Source organism: Streptomyces ipomoeae 91-03 (assembly GCF_000317595.1).
Lineage (GTDB): Bacteria > Actinomycetota > Actinomycetes > Streptomycetales > Streptomycetaceae > Streptomyces > Streptomyces ipomoeae.
On sequence record NZ_AEJC01000614.1, the window covers coordinates 26,257 to 43,111 of the forward strand.

General features: G+C 70.4%; 16 protein-coding genes and 1 pseudogene. 12 read left to right on the plus strand and 5 right to left on the minus strand.

Features of this window, described 5'->3' with window-relative positions; all coding sequences use genetic code 11:
• Positions 1-12: 12 nt before the first annotated feature.
• The gene (locus tag STRIP9103_RS39335; protein ID WP_048821813.1) at positions 13-771 is read left to right on the plus strand and encodes a potassium channel family protein; all 759 of its coding nucleotides are present in this window, start codon (positions 13-15) and stop codon (positions 769-771) included.
• A gap of 13 nt (positions 772-784) precedes the next feature.
• Here the strand turns inward: STRIP9103_RS39335 and STRIP9103_RS39340 are convergent, their stop codons facing one another.
• A complete protein-coding gene (locus tag STRIP9103_RS39340; RefSeq protein WP_009337253.1) occupies positions 785-1,090 on the minus strand; it encodes a hypothetical protein in 306 nt (101 codons plus the stop codon).
• A 269-nt stretch (positions 1,091-1,359) separates the two neighbouring features.
• Positions 1,360-2,989, minus strand: a pseudogene (locus tag STRIP9103_RS39345) (MFS transporter).
• A 100-nt stretch (positions 2,990-3,089) separates the two neighbouring features.
• On the opposite strand from STRIP9103_RS39345, the gene STRIP9103_RS39350 reads away from it, so the two are divergent.
• From STRIP9103_RS39350 to STRIP9103_RS39360, 3 genes are all read left to right on the plus strand, one after another.
• Positions 3,090-3,749, plus strand: a complete 660-nt coding sequence (locus STRIP9103_RS39350; protein ID WP_009337208.1) for a TetR/AcrR family transcriptional regulator — start codon at positions 3,090-3,092, stop codon at positions 3,747-3,749.
• A gap of 122 nt (positions 3,750-3,871) precedes the next feature.
• Positions 3,872-5,080, plus strand: coding sequence for an alpha/beta hydrolase (locus STRIP9103_RS39355; protein ID WP_009337271.1), 1,209 nt, complete (start codon positions 3,872-3,874; stop codon positions 5,078-5,080).
• Positions 5,081-5,155: 75 nt separating this feature from the next.
• A complete protein-coding gene (locus STRIP9103_RS39360) occupies positions 5,156-6,007 on the plus strand; it encodes a DUF4429 domain-containing protein (protein WP_009337214.1) in 852 nt (283 codons plus the stop codon).
• Positions 6,008-6,041: 34 nt separating this feature from the next.
• Here STRIP9103_RS39360 and STRIP9103_RS39365 read toward each other — a convergent pair whose 3' ends face one another.
• Positions 6,042-7,055 (minus strand): aldo/keto reductase, encoded by a 1,014-nt coding sequence (locus STRIP9103_RS39365; protein WP_009337281.1) that lies wholly within the window; start codon positions 7,053-7,055, stop codon positions 6,042-6,044.
• Positions 7,052-7,528: a MerR family transcriptional regulator gene (locus STRIP9103_RS39370; RefSeq protein ID WP_048821815.1), complete on the minus strand. Its 477-nt coding sequence runs from the start codon at positions 7,526-7,528 to the stop codon at positions 7,052-7,054. Before STRIP9103_RS39370 ends, STRIP9103_RS39365 begins: the two co-directional genes overlap by 4 nt.
• 98 nt (positions 7,529-7,626) lie before the next feature.
• Between STRIP9103_RS39370 and STRIP9103_RS39375 the strand changes: the two genes are divergently transcribed.
• From STRIP9103_RS39375 to STRIP9103_RS39385, 3 genes are all read left to right on the plus strand, one after another.
• Positions 7,627-8,097, plus strand: coding sequence for a GNAT family N-acetyltransferase (locus tag STRIP9103_RS39375; protein ID WP_009337212.1), 471 nt, complete (start codon positions 7,627-7,629; stop codon positions 8,095-8,097).
• Positions 8,098-8,116: 19 nt separating this feature from the next.
• Positions 8,117-8,938: a serine hydrolase domain-containing protein gene (locus tag STRIP9103_RS39380; RefSeq protein ID WP_048821817.1), complete on the plus strand. Its 822-nt coding sequence runs from the start codon at positions 8,117-8,119 to the stop codon at positions 8,936-8,938.
• An 88-nt stretch (positions 8,939-9,026) separates the two neighbouring features.
• On the plus strand, positions 9,027-10,895 hold the full coding sequence (locus STRIP9103_RS39385) for a serine/threonine-protein kinase (protein ID WP_009337227.1): 1,869 nt from the start codon (positions 9,027-9,029) through the stop codon (positions 10,893-10,895).
• Positions 10,896-10,902: 7 nt separating this feature from the next.
• Here the strand turns inward: STRIP9103_RS39385 and STRIP9103_RS39390 are convergent, their stop codons facing one another.
• Entirely contained in the window at positions 10,903-11,562 is a 660-nt protein-coding gene (locus STRIP9103_RS39390; protein WP_086019381.1) for a pirin family protein, read from the minus strand.
• Positions 11,563-11,806: 244 nt separating this feature from the next.
• Here STRIP9103_RS39390 and STRIP9103_RS39395 point away from each other — a divergent pair, with 244 nt between their 5' ends.
• From STRIP9103_RS39395 to STRIP9103_RS39415, 5 genes are all read left to right on the plus strand, one after another.
• Positions 11,807-13,009 (plus strand): PucR family transcriptional regulator, encoded by a 1,203-nt coding sequence (locus STRIP9103_RS39395; protein ID WP_048821818.1) that lies wholly within the window; start codon positions 11,807-11,809, stop codon positions 13,007-13,009.
• 89 nt (positions 13,010-13,098) lie between these two features.
• Positions 13,099-14,037 (plus strand): ACP S-malonyltransferase, encoded by a 939-nt coding sequence (locus STRIP9103_RS39400; protein WP_009337288.1) that lies wholly within the window; start codon positions 13,099-13,101, stop codon positions 14,035-14,037.
• A gap of 20 nt (positions 14,038-14,057) precedes the next feature.
• On the plus strand, positions 14,058-15,089 hold the full coding sequence (locus STRIP9103_RS39405; RefSeq protein ID WP_009337206.1) for a ketoacyl-ACP synthase III: 1,032 nt from the start codon (positions 14,058-14,060) through the stop codon (positions 15,087-15,089).
• Between the two features lie 100 nt (positions 15,090-15,189).
• A complete protein-coding gene (locus tag STRIP9103_RS39410) occupies positions 15,190-15,438 on the plus strand; it encodes an acyl carrier protein (RefSeq protein WP_007381745.1) in 249 nt (82 codons plus the stop codon).
• A 135-nt stretch (positions 15,439-15,573) separates the two neighbouring features.
• A complete protein-coding gene (locus STRIP9103_RS39415) occupies positions 15,574-16,845 on the plus strand; it encodes a beta-ketoacyl-[acyl-carrier-protein] synthase family protein (protein ID WP_048821819.1) in 1,272 nt (423 codons plus the stop codon).
• The last annotated feature ends 10 nt before the right edge of the window (positions 16,846-16,855 follow it).

Here is a 16,855-nt window from a genome sequence, read left to right on the forward strand (position 1 = left end):
TACGATGCGGCCATGAAGCTGCGATCGGGCTCGGGGCGGGCCCGTTGGGAAGAGCTCACGGAGCGACCGTTGTTCGGGCTGGCCGCGGCGTTCGCCGTCGCATACGCCGTGCCGATCGTGTGGCCCGACGCCGACGCGGACGTGAAGCGGTGGTGCGAGGTCGTCGAGTGGGGGGTGTGGGGCGCGTTCGCGCTCGACTACGTCGTCCGGCTCGTCCTCGCCGAGGACCGGCGGGAGTTCGTACGGAGACGGTGGCTGGACCTGTGCGCGGTGGTGCTGCCGATGCTCCAACAGCTGCGGTTGCTGCGGCTGGTGGCGACGCTGCTGCTGGTCGGCCAGCGGGCGCGGATGGCGTCGCAGATAAGGCTCACGACGTATGTCGGCGGGTCGGTGATCGGGCTGTTGATGTTCGGGTCGCTGGCGGTGCTGTCCGTGGAGCGGGACTCGCCGAACGGGAACATCCACACGCTGGGCGACGCGGTGTGGTGGTCGTTCACGACGATGACGACCGTGGGGTACGGCGATCACGCGCCGACGACCGGGCTGGGGCGGGTGTTGGCCGTCGGGCTGATGCTGGCGGGGATCGCGTTGCTGGGTGTGGTGACCGCGAACATCGCGGCGTGGTTCATAGCCCGGTTCGAGAAGGACGATGCGGAGGAGCGGCGGCAGACCGCCGCGATCGCCGAGTTGGCGGAGGAGGTTCGGCTGCTGCGGGCGGAGGTCGCGGCGCTGCGCTCCGCGGCGGGGACCGTGCCGAAACAGCACCGCTGACGGCCCGGCCGCGTCAGAGGACGCCGCTTCCCGGTGTGGCTGCTCCTGCCAGCCAGACGATGGCCAGGAGGGTGTCTATGGCGCCCAGGACCACCGCTGTCAGGGCGGGGACGGGGCGGGTGCCGGACCAGGTGCGGTTCATGGCCAGCCAGCCGCAGACGATCGCGACAGGGCCGAGGATGATGCCCAGGACGAAGAATCCCGCGATCGCGCAGATGACTCCTATGACGCCGAGGGTCGCGCGATCCGGCCCGGTCCGTGACCACGTCCGGCCACGTGAGCGGGGGTGCCTGCGCGAACTGTGTCCGAAACCCGCCATCGTCGACAACTCCCTGAACTTGGTGGTCAGTTCGGGTTCGATGGACGAGTACCCCGGTGGCGGGGACGAAACAGTGGAATCCGTACGGCCTGCCCGCGGCGCGCTGTCCCCCTCCGGCAGCGCGCCGCGGGCCCCGCTTCGAACGGGTAGGCCGTACGGAGGGCTTGACCCACTGTGACCTGCGGCGCGTGTCGGTGGAAGCGATCTTCAGGGTTGTCACCCTGATGAGGGAACGCGGGCCGAAACCCGCGCATGGAGCGAAGGAGGTGTCAGATGTGCGCCGCCCCGGCGCCCGCCTCCGCGTTCTCGCCGCGCTTGGTCAGGAACGCCACGAAGACGGCGACGGTGGCGACACCGGCGGCGACCAGGCAGGCGAGCCCCATGCCGGAGATGAACGTGTCGTGCGCGACCGTGGCGATCTTCGCGGCGATCTCGGTCGGTGTGCCCTCGGGCACCGGCGCGATGCCCTGCTGAACCGCCTGCGCGGCCTGGGTGAGCTGGGTGTCGGTCAGCGGCGGAAGACCGGCGTTCGTCCAGTTGCCCGGGAGGTCGTTGTCGACCTTGGACGTCATCACGGCGCCCAGCACGGCCGTACCGAGGCTGCCGCCGATCTGCATCGCGGCCTGCTGGAGGCCACCGGCGACACCGGACAGCTCCAGGGGCGCGTTGCCGACGATGACCTCGGTGGCGCCGACCATCACCGGGGCGAGGCCGAGGCCGAGGAGGGCGAACCAGAGGGACATCACAGCGCTGCCGGTGTCGGTCTCCAGCGTCGACATGCCGTACATGGCGATCGCGGTGAGCGCCATGCCGCCGGACAGCGGGATGCGCGGCCCGGCCTTGGTGATCATCGCGCCGGCCAGCGGTGAACCGACGATCATCATCCCGGTGAGCGGGAGGAGGTGCAGACCCGCGTCGATGGGGCTCATCCCATGCACGTTCTGCAAATAGAACGTGACGAAGAAGAGGCCGCCCATGAAGGCGATGGCCATGAGGACCATCAGGACGACACCGGCGGACATCGGCACCGAGCGGAACAGCGCCAGCGGGATCAGGGGCTCCTCGACCTTCGTCTCCCAGAAGGCGAAGACGGCGAACAGGACGATGGACGCGGCCAGGAAAGTCCAGGTCAGGCCGTCGCCCCAGCCCCACTCCGGGGCCTTGATGAGCGCCCAGACCAGGCAGAACATGGCCGCCGCCGACAGCAGGGCTATGCCGAGGACGTCGAAGGAGCGCGGGGCGTTCTCCGCGCGGTGGTCCAGCAGGATCAGGACGCCCAGGACCACGGCGAGGACGCCGACCGGGACGTTGATCCAGAACACGGACTGCCAGCTGACGTTCTCCACGAGGAAGCCGCCGAGGATCGGACCGCCGGCGGTGGAGGCGCCGATGACCATGCCCCAGATGCCGATCGCCATGTTCAGCTTCTCGGCGGGGAACGTGGCACGGAGCAGGCCGAGCGCGGCCGGCATCAGCAGCGCGCCGAACAGGCCCTGGAAGGCGCGGAAGGTCACCACGAAGGCGACCGAGTTCGACAGGCCGATGGCCCCGGAGGCACTGGCGAAGCCGACCACGCCTATGAGGAAGGTCTGCCGGTGGCCGAAGCGGTCACCCAGCTTGCCCGCGGTGATGAGCGTGACCGCGAGGGCGAGGAAGTACGCGTTGGTGATCCACTGGACGTCGGCGAAGCTCGCTTTGAGGTCGTCCGCGATCGCCGGGTTGGCGATCGCGGACGATGGTGCCGTCGAGGGCGACCATCATGACGCCGACGGCCACGGTGAGGAGGGTGAACCAGGGATGGCCGCGCAGTCCCCGATCCTGGTTCGGTGTCGGGTCCGACGGGACGACTGGTGCCTTGTCCCCCGGTCCCGTCTTGTCGACAGTGGTCTGACTAGTCATGCGTTCGAGGCTAGTGACAGCCACTGACAGTTGACAAACCAATTCACAAGTCGGTAACTGTCACGTCACTCGGCGCGGGTCCGGGTGGAGACGAGGGTTCATGGAGACGGCGGCCGAGGCCACCCCGCAGGAGCGGCAGGGGCTGCGCGAGCGGAAGAAGCAGCGCACCCGCGACGCACTGATGCGGGCGGCCCTGGAGCTGTTCACGACACAGGGGTACGAGGGAACGACGGTCGACGAGATCGCCGAGGCCGTCGACGTCTCCCAGCGCACCTTCTTCCGCTACTTCGCGGGCAAGGAGGAGGCCGCCCTCGCGGTCCTCGACATCGCGCAGGAGCGCTTCCTCGCGGCGGTACGCGCCCGGCCGGCCCATGAGCCCCCGCTGGAGGCGCTGCGCAACGCCGTCCTGGACGGCTGGGACAGCATCAGCGACGCCGTGCAGCAGGCCGTTCCCGTCGACCTCTATCTGCGCTCCTACCGCATGATCGAGTCGACGCCCGCGCTGCTCGCGGCCCATCTGCGCCGCTCCGACGAGGTCGCGGAGGAGATGGCGCGGATCATCGCCGAGCGCGAGGGCCTCGATGTGGACGCCGACCCCCGCCCCCGGGTGGCGGTGGCCCTCTTCGCCGGGGTCATCCGGGTCACCGAACACCAGTGGGCCACACGGGGCAACCTCAGCCTGGACACGATGCATGAGCTGACCAGGTCATATCTGGACGCCATACGACCGTCATTGACCGAAAAGTGGCGTACTGACTGAAAAGCGACGGAATGCATCAACAGGACGTTCTCGGCGCACTGTACGGAACGGGCGCGCCCGAAACGTGATCCCTGCCACTTGGTCAACGCGAGACCCTTCCGTTCTCTTAGTGTGTCCTTTCAGTGACTTCCTTCGACTCCTCCCCGCAATTGAACGTCTGGCGCGCACTGCTGGCGCTGGCCGTGGTCTTCGTGATGCTGGCGACCACCGGCTGGACCGCGCTCCGCAGCCATCGGGGGGAGTCGCCGATGCAGGCGTCGCTCTCCGCCTGGCGGCACGGGCACATCGACGGGCGCGAACTGCCGGACGCCGAATCGTCCCCCGCGCGGCTGGCGGCCTTCTTCGCCTCGCTCACCGGGGCCCAGCGCTCCCGGCTCGCCCACCGCTATCCACTCGCGGTCGGCAACATGAACGGCGCCCCCGTGAAACTGCGCTACAAGGCCAACCGCATCGCGCTGAAGCAGCAGAGCAGGCGTGAACGCGCGCGCATGCACGACCAGCGGCTCTCCGCGGTCGGCCAGCACGAGGCGGGCCGCCGGATGCACCGCTTCGACATGCTGACCGAGAAGGGGCGGAAGATCCTCGCCTTCGACCCCGCCGGTGCCGGTCGGGCCGCCGAGGTCTTCGGCGACCTCGACAAGGCCGACCGCGTCTCGGTGGTCGTCCCCGGCGTCGACACCAACGTCCTGAACTTCCAGCGCACCAACCGCCCGTACTCGGCACCCGTCGGCATGGCCAAGGCGCTGTACAAGGCGGAGCGGGCGGCGAACCCCGGGACACGGACGGCCGTGATCGCCTGGGCCGACTACACCGCGCCCGACGGCCTCGGCCTGGACTCGGCCACCGCGCTCCGCGCCGAGCAGGGCTCGGTCCGGCTGAACGCGCTGGTACGGGCCCTGCCGGGTACGTCCACGGTCGCGCTGCTGTGCCACAGCTACGGCTCCGTGGTGTGCGGGGTCGCCGCGCCCGCGCTGCCGTCGCGGGTCACCGACATCGCGGTCGCGGGCAGCCCCGGAATGCGCGTCGAGAAGGCCTCCCAACTGCGCACGTCGGCCCGGGTGTGGGCCATGCGGGACGCCGACGACTGGGTCCAGGACGTGCCGTATCTGGAGGTCGGCGGGCTCGGCCACGGCGCCGACCCGGTGTCCGCGGAGTTCGGGGCGCGCATCCTGTCGGCGGCCGACGCCCAGGGGCACAGCGGCTATTTCGAGCCGGGCACCGAGAGCCTGCACAACTTCGCCGAGATCGGCGCCGGCGCCTACGGCTCGGTGCACTGCGCACAGGAGGATGACGCATGTCTGGCGGGTCTGTCCGACACCAGCGCGGCCTGACGCGCGTAGAGGACGGGAAAAGTGCGGTTCGCCTCGGTCGGGACTTCACCGCGTCGCACGCATACGATGAGCCGCATGGGTGACGTACTGGCCGGATTTCATGCCGCCTGGGAATTCGAGTCCGACTCCGTGCTCATCCGCTTCGAACGGGGGATCCGTACGCCGAAGCTGTTCCAGGCGCTCGGCGAGCGACGCGTCCCCCTCGAGGCGATCGCGGACGTGACGCTCACGCCCGGGAAGCGGGGCACCGTCGTACTGCGGGCCGTACCGAGACCGGGCGCCGATCCGCTGATGGAAGCGGCGGCCGACCAGCTCAAGGAGGGATCCGACCCGTACCGGCTCGTACTGCCGGCCGAGCGGGAGACGCTCGCGGAGTACTACGCGGACGAACTGCGGGCGCGGTTGACCCAGTCAGCGCCCGCGGAACGGTTTCTGGTCGCGGCGCCCGATGTGCCGTTGCAGTTCAAGGCGTACGACGGGAAGGCGTCGTTCGACGGGCGGTCCGTGTCCTTCCGGTGGTTCTGGACGGGGGCGTCGTCCGCCAAATGGAAGGCCGGGGACCAGAGTTTCCCGGTGGGCGCGCTGAGCGGGGTCGAGTGGCGGTCGCCCGAGTTGTTCGAGGGGTATCTGCGGTTGCTTCGCCGTGACGCGGAGCAGCATGCGCAGCCCGACCACGATCCGGCGACCGTGGTGTTCGGGCTGGGGTACGGGCCGGTGCACGAATCACTGCCGTTCGCGGCGGCCGTGCTGGCGGCGGTACGGACCGCCGGGCCCGTGGAGGCCACGGCCCTGGCTGCCGTCGGGCCTCGCCGGGATCCGGCCGACATCGCCGACCGGATCCGGCATCTGGGCGAGCTGCACAAGGCGGGGTTGGTCACGGATGAGGAGTTCAGTGTGAAGAAGGCGGAGCTGCTGGCTGAGCTGTGACAGCGATTCAGCCCCGCGTCCCCGAGAACTCGCGCTACTCCCTGGCCGCGGATGTGAACGTCATGTCCGCGTAGCGGTCTCCCGCCACCTTCTCCGCTATCGGCTCGAGCAGGGCCAGGTCCTCCTCCGTCAGCGTGATCCTCGTGGCCGCTACGTTCTCCTCCACCCTCCCCGGCTTGCGCGTGCCCGGGATCGGGACCAACGGGAGGTTGTGCACGGCCGTCTGTTGGTGGACCCAGGCCAGGGCTATCTGGCCGAGGGAGGCGCCGTGGGAGTCGGCGATCCGGCGGATCGGGGCCAGCAGAGCCGTGTTGGCCGCCGCGTTGTCGCCTGTGAAGCGGGGCTGCTGGCGGCGGAAGTCGTCAGCCGTCAGGTCCTCCGCCTTGGCGAAGGAGCCCGTGAGGAAGCCTCGGCCCAGCGGGGAGTACGGGACCAGGGTCACGCCCAGGTCGCGGGCCGCCGGGACCACGTTCGCCTCGATGTCGCGGCTGAACAGGGACCACTCCGACTGCACGGCCGCGATGGGGTGTACGGCGTGGGCGGCGCGCAACTCGCTGCCGGTGACCTCGCTGAGGCCGAGGTGCTTCACCTTGCCCTCGCGGACCAGGTCGGCCATGGTGCCGACGCTCTCCTCGATCGGCACGTCCGGGTTGCGGCGGTGCATGTAGTAGAGGTCGATGGCCTCCACGTCGAGGCGCTTGAGGCTGGCCTCCACACAACTGCGGATGTACGGCGGGTCGTTGCGGATGACGCGCCGTGTGGGGTCGTCCGCCGGGATCGCGAGGGCGAACTTCGTGGCGATGACCACCTCGTCCCGGTGCGCCTTGAAGAAGGGGGACAGGAACTTCTCGTTCTCCCCCGCGCCGTACGCGTCGGCCGTGTCGTAGAGCGTGACGCCCAGTTCCAGGGCCCGCTCCAGGGTGGCCCTGGACTCGTTCGCATCGGCGGGGCCGTACGCGAAGCTCATGCCCATGCAGCCGAGGCCCTGTACGCCGACCTCGGGGCCGTCGGTGCCCAGCTGTGCCTTCGCGATGGTGCCGTCCGTCATGAGGCCCTCTCCGACGCCAGGGCGCGCCCGGCGTCCGCATAGAAGTTGATCTTTCGGTCCAGGAAGTCGAGGGTGTCCTGGAGTTCGGCGATCCGGGACAGGACGTCCTCGCGGGTCGCCTTGAGCAGCTCGAAGCGCTCGGCGTAGGTGTGGTCGCCCTCGCGGACCATGTCGGCGTAACGGACCATGTCGGCGACCGCCATACCCGTGAGGCGGAGCTTGCCGACGAGGTCGAGCCAGTCGAGGTCGCGGTTGCGGTAGCGGCGCTGGCCGGTGTGGGAGCGGTCGATGTGCGGCATCAGACCGATCCGCTCGTACCAGCGCAGGGTGTGCGCCGTCAGACCGGTGAGCTCGGCGACCTCGCTGATCGTGTACTTGTCCTGCCCGTCCGGCCGTCGCGGCTTGAGCGGCGGCCCGGCACAACCGTCGTCGGTGGCAGTCCTGGGGGTACTCGTGGTCTCCATCACCGTCATGGCCCCCACGCTAGAGCCTTGGAGTGCGCTCCAAGCAAGCGGAATTCGGTGAGAAAACACGAGGACACGATGCGATCACGCCGGTTAGCGTGCGCGACATGGGTCTCGTACGACGTGCCACCCCCGAGGACGCCGAGGAAGTGCTCCGGTTGCGGCAGGTGATGATCGACTCGTTGTGGGGAGCGGACCGCTCCACCGACTGGCACCGCGAGTCCCTGCCGACCATACGCCGCAGACTCGCCGACCGCGACGGGGACTTCGCGGCCTTCGTGATCGACCGTCCGCAACGGCCGGGCGCGCTCGTCGCGCTGGTGGCCGGGACGGTCGAGTACCGGATCGGGCGGGCCGGGAACCCGCACGGCTCGGTCGGGCACGTCTTCAGCGTCGCCACCGACCCGGACGCCCGCCGCCGGGGCCATGCCCGCGCCTGTATGGAGGTGCTCCTCGACTGGTTCCGGGAGAAGGGCGTCGCCCAGGTCGATCTGAACGCGTCCGCCGAGGCCGAGCCGCTCTACGCCTCCCTGGGCTTCGTACGCAAGCCGGACCCCTCGATGCGGCTGAACCTCTGAGGCGCTTAGGCTCGTGAGCATGTCCTTGCAGAGCCTCGCGTTGATCGAGAACTGGCCGGTTCCCACCGCTGCCGCCGCTGTCGTGCGGGCGGACGGCACCGTTCTGGGGGCGCATGGGCCCCTCGGGCAGCGGTTCCCGTTGGCCTCGGTCACCAAGCCGCTCGCCGCGTACGCCGTGCTCGTGGCGTATGAGGAGGGGGCGATCGAGCTGGACGAGCCCGCGGGGCCGGCCGGGTCGACCGTGCGGCATCTGCTGGCGCACACGTCGGGGCTGGCCTTCGACGAGCACCGGGTGACGGCGGCGCCCGGGGAGCGGCGGCTGTATTCGAACGCCGGGTTCGAGGTGCTCGGGGACCATGTCGCCAAGGCGACGGACATCCCGTTCGGGGAGTATCTGCGGCAGGCGGTGCTGGAGCCGCTGGGGATGGCGTCGACGAGCCTTGAGGGATCACCGGCCAAGGACGGGGTGTCGACGGTGGACGACCTCGTGCGGTTCGCCGCCGAGGTGCAGGCGCCGCGGCTGCTCGACCCGCGTACGGTCGCCGAGGCGATGACCGTGCAGTACCCGGGCACCAAGGGTGTACTGCCGGGTTACGGGCACCAGAACCCCAACGACTGGGGGCTCGGCTTCGAGATCCGGGACTCCAAGTCGCCCCACTGGACCGGGACTTCGTCGTCGCCGGGCACGTTCGGGCACTTCGGGCAGTCGGGCACCTTCCTGTGGATCGACCCGGTGGCCCAGGTGGCCTGTGCGGCGCTGACCGACCGGGCCTTCGGGCCGTGGGCGGTCGAGGCGTGGACGCCGTTCACTGATGCGGTACTTACCGAGATCAATCGGTAACCACAGGCCATAGGACGGCGGTTGATTCCGTCGGATACCCTCCCCCTGCACACATGCCACAGCAAACGCAAAGCCTCGGGGGACAGCGATGGTCGAGGGACGACCGGGCGGGCAGTTCCGCCCGCTGGACGACAGCGATCCGAAGGTCGTGGCCGGCTACCGGCTCGCGGCACGGCTCGGCTCGGGCGGCATGGGCACGGTGTATCTGTCGTACACCCCGGGCGGGCATCCGATCGCGCTGAAGACGATCCGGCCGGAGCTGAGCGAGGACCCCGACTTCCGCCGCAGGTTCAAGCAGGAGGTGCAGGCCGCCCAGCGCGTGCAGGGCCTGTACACCGCGCCCGTCCTCGACCACGACACCGACGGCGACCAGCCGTGGCTGGCCACCGCCTATGTACCCGGCCCGTCGCTGCACGCGGCCGTCGCCGAGCACGGCGCGCTGCCGGTCTCCTCGGTCCTGCTGCTGCTCGCCGGGGTGGCGGAGGCGCTGAAGGTGATCCACGCGGCGGGCATCGTCCACCGCGACCTGAAGCCCGCCAACGTGCTGCTCGCCGCCGACGGCCCCCGCGTCATCGACTTCGGCATCGCCCGCGCCGCCGACGCCACCGCCCTGACCGGCACCGGCGTCTCCATCGGCACCCCGGCGTTCATGTCACCGGAGCAGGCGGCCGGCAAGCCCGTCACGCCGGCGTCGGACATCTTCGCCCTCGGCCAGGTGGCGGCGTACGGGGCGCGTGGCAGCGGCGCGTACGGCGACGGGCCCTCGCACGCCGTGCTGTACCGCATCGTCCACGAGGAGCCGGACCTCTCCGGGCTCCCGGACGAACTCGGCTTCATCGCGCGCTGTCTGGCGAAGAACCCCGAGGACCGGCCCACGCCCGACGAGGTCATCGAGCTCTGCCAGGCAGCGTCGCCCACCCCGCTGATCCAGTCGGGGTCCTGGCTGCCGGACGCGATCGGCGCCGACATCACCCGGCGGACCTCGGCGTCGGCGGAGCTGCTGGCCGAGCGGAACAAGGCGGCAGAGACCCCGATCCCGGCGACCCAGTCCCCGCCGCCCACCGCCCCGGGGACCCATCCGGCGACCCAGCTGAGCGCGCCGTCCGTCGACCACGCCGCGCCCACCATGCACGCGGCGCCGACGATGCACTCCGGGCCGACGACCCCGCCCCCGCCGGGTCCGGCCGGGCCGCCGTCGACGCCGTACCCCCCGCAGCCGGTGCCGTCGGGACCGCACACCGTGCCGCCGGGGTACCAGACCCCGCACCCGCAGCCGCACACCTGGCAGCAGCATCCGCAGACCCATCCGCGCCCGCTGCCGGTTCCGCCGCCCCGCAGCAATGTCGGCAAGTGGATCGGGATCGGCGTCGCGGTGGTCTTCGGCCTGGGGCTGCTCGGCAGCTGCGCTTCGCTGCTGAAGGGCCTCACGGATTCGTCGGACAGCTCGTCCGGTTCGTCGAGCAGTTCGTCGGGCGGCTCGTCCAGCGACTCCTCGACCGGGTCGGACAGCGGCTCCGGCGACGCCAAGCAGCCCGACCCCAAGCCGGCCACCTACAAGGGCATCAACATCCCCGCCAACTACTACGTGCGCTTCGCGGACGCGCCGCCCAAGCCCCTCGACACCGAGATGGGTCCCTCGTACGAGGACGACGGGGACTTCTACTACTACTCGGACTCGCTTTTCGACGACAAGCGGCTGGGCAGCAGCAGCCAGAAGCTCGTCCTGCTGAACAGCTCCCAGAAGGGCTCCCTGGAAACCTGCCGCAACGAGACCCGGTACACGGACTACGTCAAGATCGGCCAGGTCTCCAAGGGCTCCCAGATGTGCGTGCGCACCAACACCGGCCACATCGGGCTGGTCACCTTCCAGGGTTCGGCCCCGAGCGGCGACCCCAGCGACTACGTCTCGGTGGACATCACGGTGTGGCGGAACGCCGAGGAGCCGACCAACAACTGACGGACCGTCACTCGCCCAGCTCCCAGATCAGCACCTCGACCGGCCCGTCCACCCCGACCAGCTCCAACCCCTTCTCGCCCTCCGCCCGCAGCGAGTCCCCGGGCCCCAGCCCATGGGGCCCGACCCGAACCGTGCCGCGCACGACGTGCAGATACGTCCGCGGCGCGTCCGGCACGGCGATCCGCTCCCCCGCCGTACCCAGCCGCCGTACATGCAGCATCGCGCCCGCCTCCGGGACGGCGTACGGCGTGGAGTCCGCGATGCCGCGCACGATCTCGTACGACGGGTCGCCGCCGGGGTCGAGGGGTGCCAGCCACATCTGGACGAAGGTGAGCGGGGTGTCGCCGTCGTTGCGTTCGACGTGCCGTACCCCGCCCGCCGAGCTGAGGCGTTGGACGTCGCCGGGGCGGACGAGCGTCTCGTGGCCGGTGGTGTCACGATGGGTCAGCTCGCCCTCGACGACCCAGGTGACGATCTCGGTGTGGCTGTGGGGATGTTCGTCGAACCCGGCACCGGGCGCGAGACGCTCCTCGTTGCAGGCGATCACCGCGCCGAAGCGGAGGTTGTCCGGGTCGTAGTGCCCACCGAAGGAGAAGGCGTGCCGGGAGACGATCCCGGCCTCGGGGTCACCGCCGGGGTAGCGCGTGTCGGCGCGCCGCACATCCATCACGGACCCAAGGTATCCCTGGTCGGCATCCTCAGCACCGGCCGGCGCAACCCAGCCCGTCGTGGGGGTCCCCCGCTCGAGCGAAGCCGAGAGTGGGGGAGCTCGAGGACGAGGCCGTTCAGGCCGAAGCGGGGGTCCGGGGGCGGCGGCCCCCGGCAAACCCGTATCCCCGGCCCACGACCCGATACCCCGCCCCCGACCCCTCCGGCACAAGCCGGCGCAGCGATAAGGCAGGCTTGGTAACGTGCCCCAACCAGAACCCAGCAAGTCCCGAGCCGTCTCACGCGTCCATCCGCATGCCGGGACGTTGCGACGGCTGGAGAAGTCGTCCGGAAGCCTCGCCGCGCAGGCCATCGCGCGGATGGACGAGACGCTGCCCTGGTACCGGGCGATGCCGCCCGAGAACCGGTCGTGGATCGGACTGGTCGCCCAGGCCGGTATCGCCGCGTTCACGGAGTGGTTCCGGCGTCCGGACGCCCCGCAGGCCATCTCGACGGATGTGTTCGGCACGGCGCCGCGTGAGCTGACCCGGGCGATCACGCTCCGGCAGACCGTGGAGATGGTGCGCACCACCATCGAGGTCATGGAGTCCGCCATCGACGAGGTGGCCGCCCCCGGCGACGAGGCCGTGCTGCGTGAGGCGCTGCTCGTGTACGCGCGGGAGATCGCCTTCGCCACCGCCCAGGTGTACGCGCAGGCCGCCGAGGCCCGGGGTGCCTGGGACGCCCGCCTCGAGTCACTGGTCGTGAACGCGGTGCTGAGCGGCGAGGCCGACGAGGGCGCGGTCAGCAGGGCCGCCGCCCTTGGATGGAACTCGCCGGAGCATGTGTGCGTGGTCCTCGGTACCGCCCCGGACGGCGACAGCGAGCTGACCGTGGAGGCGATCCGGCGGGCGGCCCGGCACGCCAAGCTGCAGGTGCTCACGGGTGTGCTGGGCGACCGGCTGGTGGTCATCGCGGGCGGCAACAACGACCCGCTACAGGTGGCGAAGTCGCTGATCGGGCCGTATGCGGCGGGGCCGGTGGTGGCGGGGCCGATCGTGCCCGACCTGCTGGCCGCGACCCGGTCCGCGCAGGCTGCCGCCGCGGGGCTCAAGGCCTGTTCCGCCTGGCAGGACGCGCCCCGGCCGGTGCTGGCGGACGATCTGCTTCCGGAGCGGGCCATCGCGGGTGACCCGAGCGCCCGTGAGCAGTTGGTGGAGGAGATCTACAGACCGCTGGAGGAGGCCGGCTCCGCGCTCCTGGAGACCCTCAGCGTCTATCTCGAACAGGCCTCAAGTCTCGAAGGCGCGGCGCGGATGCTGTTCGTCCATCCCAACACCGTCCGCTACCGGCTTCGACGTGTGACTGACGTCACCGGTTGGTCGCCTTCCGATGTACGCTCTGCGTTCACACTGCGGATCGCGCTGATCCTGGGGCGTCTGGTGGATGGGGATCCCCAGCTCTAGGGTTTTGTCGGGGGGCTACAAAACCCCCTGCGGTTCTTCGTCCCTGTCCTCACGGGCGGTGTCAGCCGTCCCCAAGAGAGAGTGTGAGAGTGCTCGTACTCGTCGCTCCCGGCCAGGGCGCCCAGACGCCCGGCTTCCTGACTCCTTGGCTCGAAATCCCCGGTGCCGCCGACCGCCTCGCCGCGTGGTCGGACGCCATCGGGCTCGACCTCGTCCACTACGGGACCCAGGCCGACGCGGACGAGATCCGGGACACCGCCGTGGCCCAGCCCCTGCTGGTCGCGGCCGGCCTGCTGTCCGCCGCCGCCCTCGGCGACGTGGCCCCCGGCGTGGTCGCGGGCCACAGCGTCGGCGAGATCACGGCCGCCGCCTTCACCGGTGTCCTCGACGACACGGCCGCGCTGACCCTCGTGCGCAAGCGGGGGCTGGCCATGGCCGAGGCCGCCGCGATCACCGCGACCGGGATGTCCGCGCTGCTCGGCGGCGACCCCGAGACGACCGTGCCGCATCTGGAGAAGCTGGGGCTGACCCCGGCGAACGTGAACGGCGCGGGCCAGGTCGTGGCCGCCGGCACCCTGGAGCAGCTGGCCGCGCTGGAGGCGGACAAGCCCGAGGGCGTCCGCCGGGTCGTGGCGCTCAAGGTGGCCGGCGCCTTCCACACGCACCACATGGCCCCGGCGGTCGACGCGCTCGCCACGGCCGCCGCGGATCTCACGCCCGCGGACCCGAAGTTCCGTTACGTCTCGAACAAGGACGGGCAGGCCGTCGCCACCGGCGCCGACGTGCTCTCCCGGCTCGTCGGTCAGGTCGCCAACCCGGTCCGCTGGGACCTGTGCATGGAGACCTTCAAGGAGTTGGGCGCGACCGCGCTCATAGAGGTGTGCCCGGGCGGCACGCTCACCGGTCTCGCCAAGCGGGCGCTGCCCGGTGTGAAGACGCTGGCGCTGAAGACCCCCGACGACCTCGACGCCGCGCGCGAGCTCATCGCCGAGACATCCACACCTGCCGCCGACGCGGCGGGCGCCTGACCCCGAGGAGCCAGACAGCAATGTCGAAGATCAGGCCGAGCAAGGGCGCCCCGTACGCACGCATCCTCGGTGTCGGCGGCTACCGCCCCGTGCGTGTGGTCCCCAACGAAGTGATCCTGGAACGGATCGACTCCTCCGACGAGTGGATCCGCTCCCGCTCCGGCATCGAGACCCGGCACTGGGCGAACGACGAGGAGACGGTCGCCGCGATGTCGATCGAGGCGTCCGGCAAGGCGATCGCCGACGCCGGTATCTCCGCCGAGCAGATCGGCGCCGTCATCGTCTCGACCGTCTCGCACTTCAGCCAGACCCCGGCCGTCGCCACCGAGATCGCCGACAAGCTCGGCACCGCCAAGGCCGCCGCCTTCGACATCTCGGCCGGCTGCGCGGGCTTCGGCTACGGCCTCACCCTCGCCAAGGGGATGGTCGTAGAGGGCTCGGCAGAGTACGTACTTGTCATCGGTGTCGAGCGGCTGTCCGACCTCACCGACCTGGAGGACCGTGCCACGGCGTTCCTCTTCGGTGACGGCGCCGGCGCCGTCGTCGTCGGTCCCTCCCAGGAGCCGCACATCGGCCCGACCGTGTGGGGTTCCGAGGGCGACAAAGCCGGAACGATCAAGCAGACGGTGCCGTGGAACGAGTACCGGATCGGTGACCTCGACAAGCTCCCGCTGGACAGCGAGGGCAATGTCAAGTTCCCCGCGATCACTCAGGAAGGCCAGGCGGTGTTCCGCTGGGCCGTGTTCGAGATGGCGAAGGTCGCTCAGCAGGCGCTGGACGCGGCCGGGATCAGCCCGGACGACCTGGATGTCTTCATCCCTCACCAGGCCAACGAGCGGATCATCGACTCGATGGTGAAGACACTCAAGCTGCCGGAGCATGTCACGGTCGCCCGCGATGTGCGCACCACCGGCAACACCTCGGCCGCCTCGATCCCGCTCGCGATGGAGCGGCTTCTGGCGACCGGCGAGGCGAAGAGCGGCGACACCGCGCTCGTCATCGGCTTCGGGGCGGGTCTCGTGTACGCAGCGACGGTCGTTACCCTCCCCTAGGCAACCGTGCCGGATCTCGTGGTCCGGGACGGTCAACGCAACACCTGCCGCTGACGCGGCGGGCGCCACACCCTCTGGATATCTACGAAGGAGCGCCGACATGGCCGCCACTCAGGAAGAGATCGTCGCCGGTCTCGCCGACATCGTGAACGAGATCGCCGGCATCCCGGTCGAGGACGTCCAGCTGGACAAGTCCTTCACCGACGACCTGGACGTCGACTCCCTGTCCATGGTCGAGGTCGTCGTCGCCGCCGAAGAGCGCTTCGACGTCAAGATCCCGGACGACGACGTCAAGAACCTCAAGACGGTCGGCGACGCGACCGACTACATCCTCAAGCACCAGGCCTGATCGGACAGGATCGGGGCCGGACGCGTCCGGCCCGGTCCCCGGATCAGGGCCAGGTCCGGTCCCCGGACCGGACTCGTTGCCCCGCCACCCGGCGGTGGCGCCGCTGAATCCTCGTAACCGTTGGAGAACATTCCCGTGAGTTCGACCAAGCGCACCGTGGTCGTCACCGGTATCGGCGCAACCACACCGCTGGGTGGCGACGCGACTTCGACCTGGGAGGGTCTGGTCGCCGGACGCTCCGGTGTCCGTGCTCTGGAGCAGGAGTGGGCCGCCGACCAGGCGGTCCGTATCGCGGCGCAGATCGCCGTGGAACCGACCGAGGTCATCCCCCGGCCGCAGGCCCGCAAGCTGGACCGCTCGGCGCAGTTCGCGCTGATCGCGGCCAAGGAGGCGTGGGCCGACGCCGGTTTCACCGAGACGTCCGCCGACGACGGCACGGTCGACGCCGACCGCGTCGGCGCGGTCGTCGCCTCCGGCATCGGCGGCGTCACGACCCTGCTCGACCAGTACGACGTGCTGAAGGAGAAGGGCGTACGCCGTGTCTCCCCGCACACCGTGCCCATGCTGATGCCCAACGGGCCGTCCGCCAACGTCGGTCTGTACGTCGGCGCGCGCGCCGGTGTGCACACCCCGGTCTCCGCCTGTGCGTCGGGCGCCGAGGCCATCGGCTACGCCATCGAGATGATCCGCACCGGCCGTGCCGATGTCGTGGTCGCCGGTGGGACCGAGGCCGCGATCCATCCGCTGCCGATCGCCGCGTTCGGCAACATGATGGCGATGTCCAAGAACAACGAGAACCCGCAGGGCGCGTCCCGTCCGTACGACACCGGCCGTGACGGGTTCGTCCTCGGCGAGGGTGCGGGCATCGTCGTCCTGGAGTCCGCGGAGCACGCCGCCGCGCGTGGCGCCCGTGTCTACGCCGAGGCCATCGGTCAGGGCATCTCCGCCGACGGTCACGACATCGTCCAGCCCGAGCCCGAGGGCCGGGGCATCGCCCACGCCCTGCAGAACCTGCTCGACCGGACCGACCTCGACCCGGCCGAGATCGTCCACGTCAACGCCCACGCGACGTCGACTCCGGCCGGTGACATCGCCGAGTTGAAGGCGCTGCGGAAGGTGTTCGGCGACCACACCGATCACATGGCGGTCTCCGGTACGAAGTCCATGACCGGGCATCTGCTGGGTGGCGCCGGTGGTGTGGAGACCGTCGCGACCGTGCTCGCGCTGTACCACCGGGTGGCTCCGCCGACGATCAATGTGGAGGACCTCGACCCCGAGGCCGAGGCGAACGCCGATGTGGTGCGCGGAGAGGCTCGCAAGCTTCCCGTCGAGGGCCGTATCGCCGCCCTGAACGACTCGTTCGGGTTCGGCGGGCACAACGTGGTGCTGGCGTTCCGGACGGTCTGATCCCCCGTCG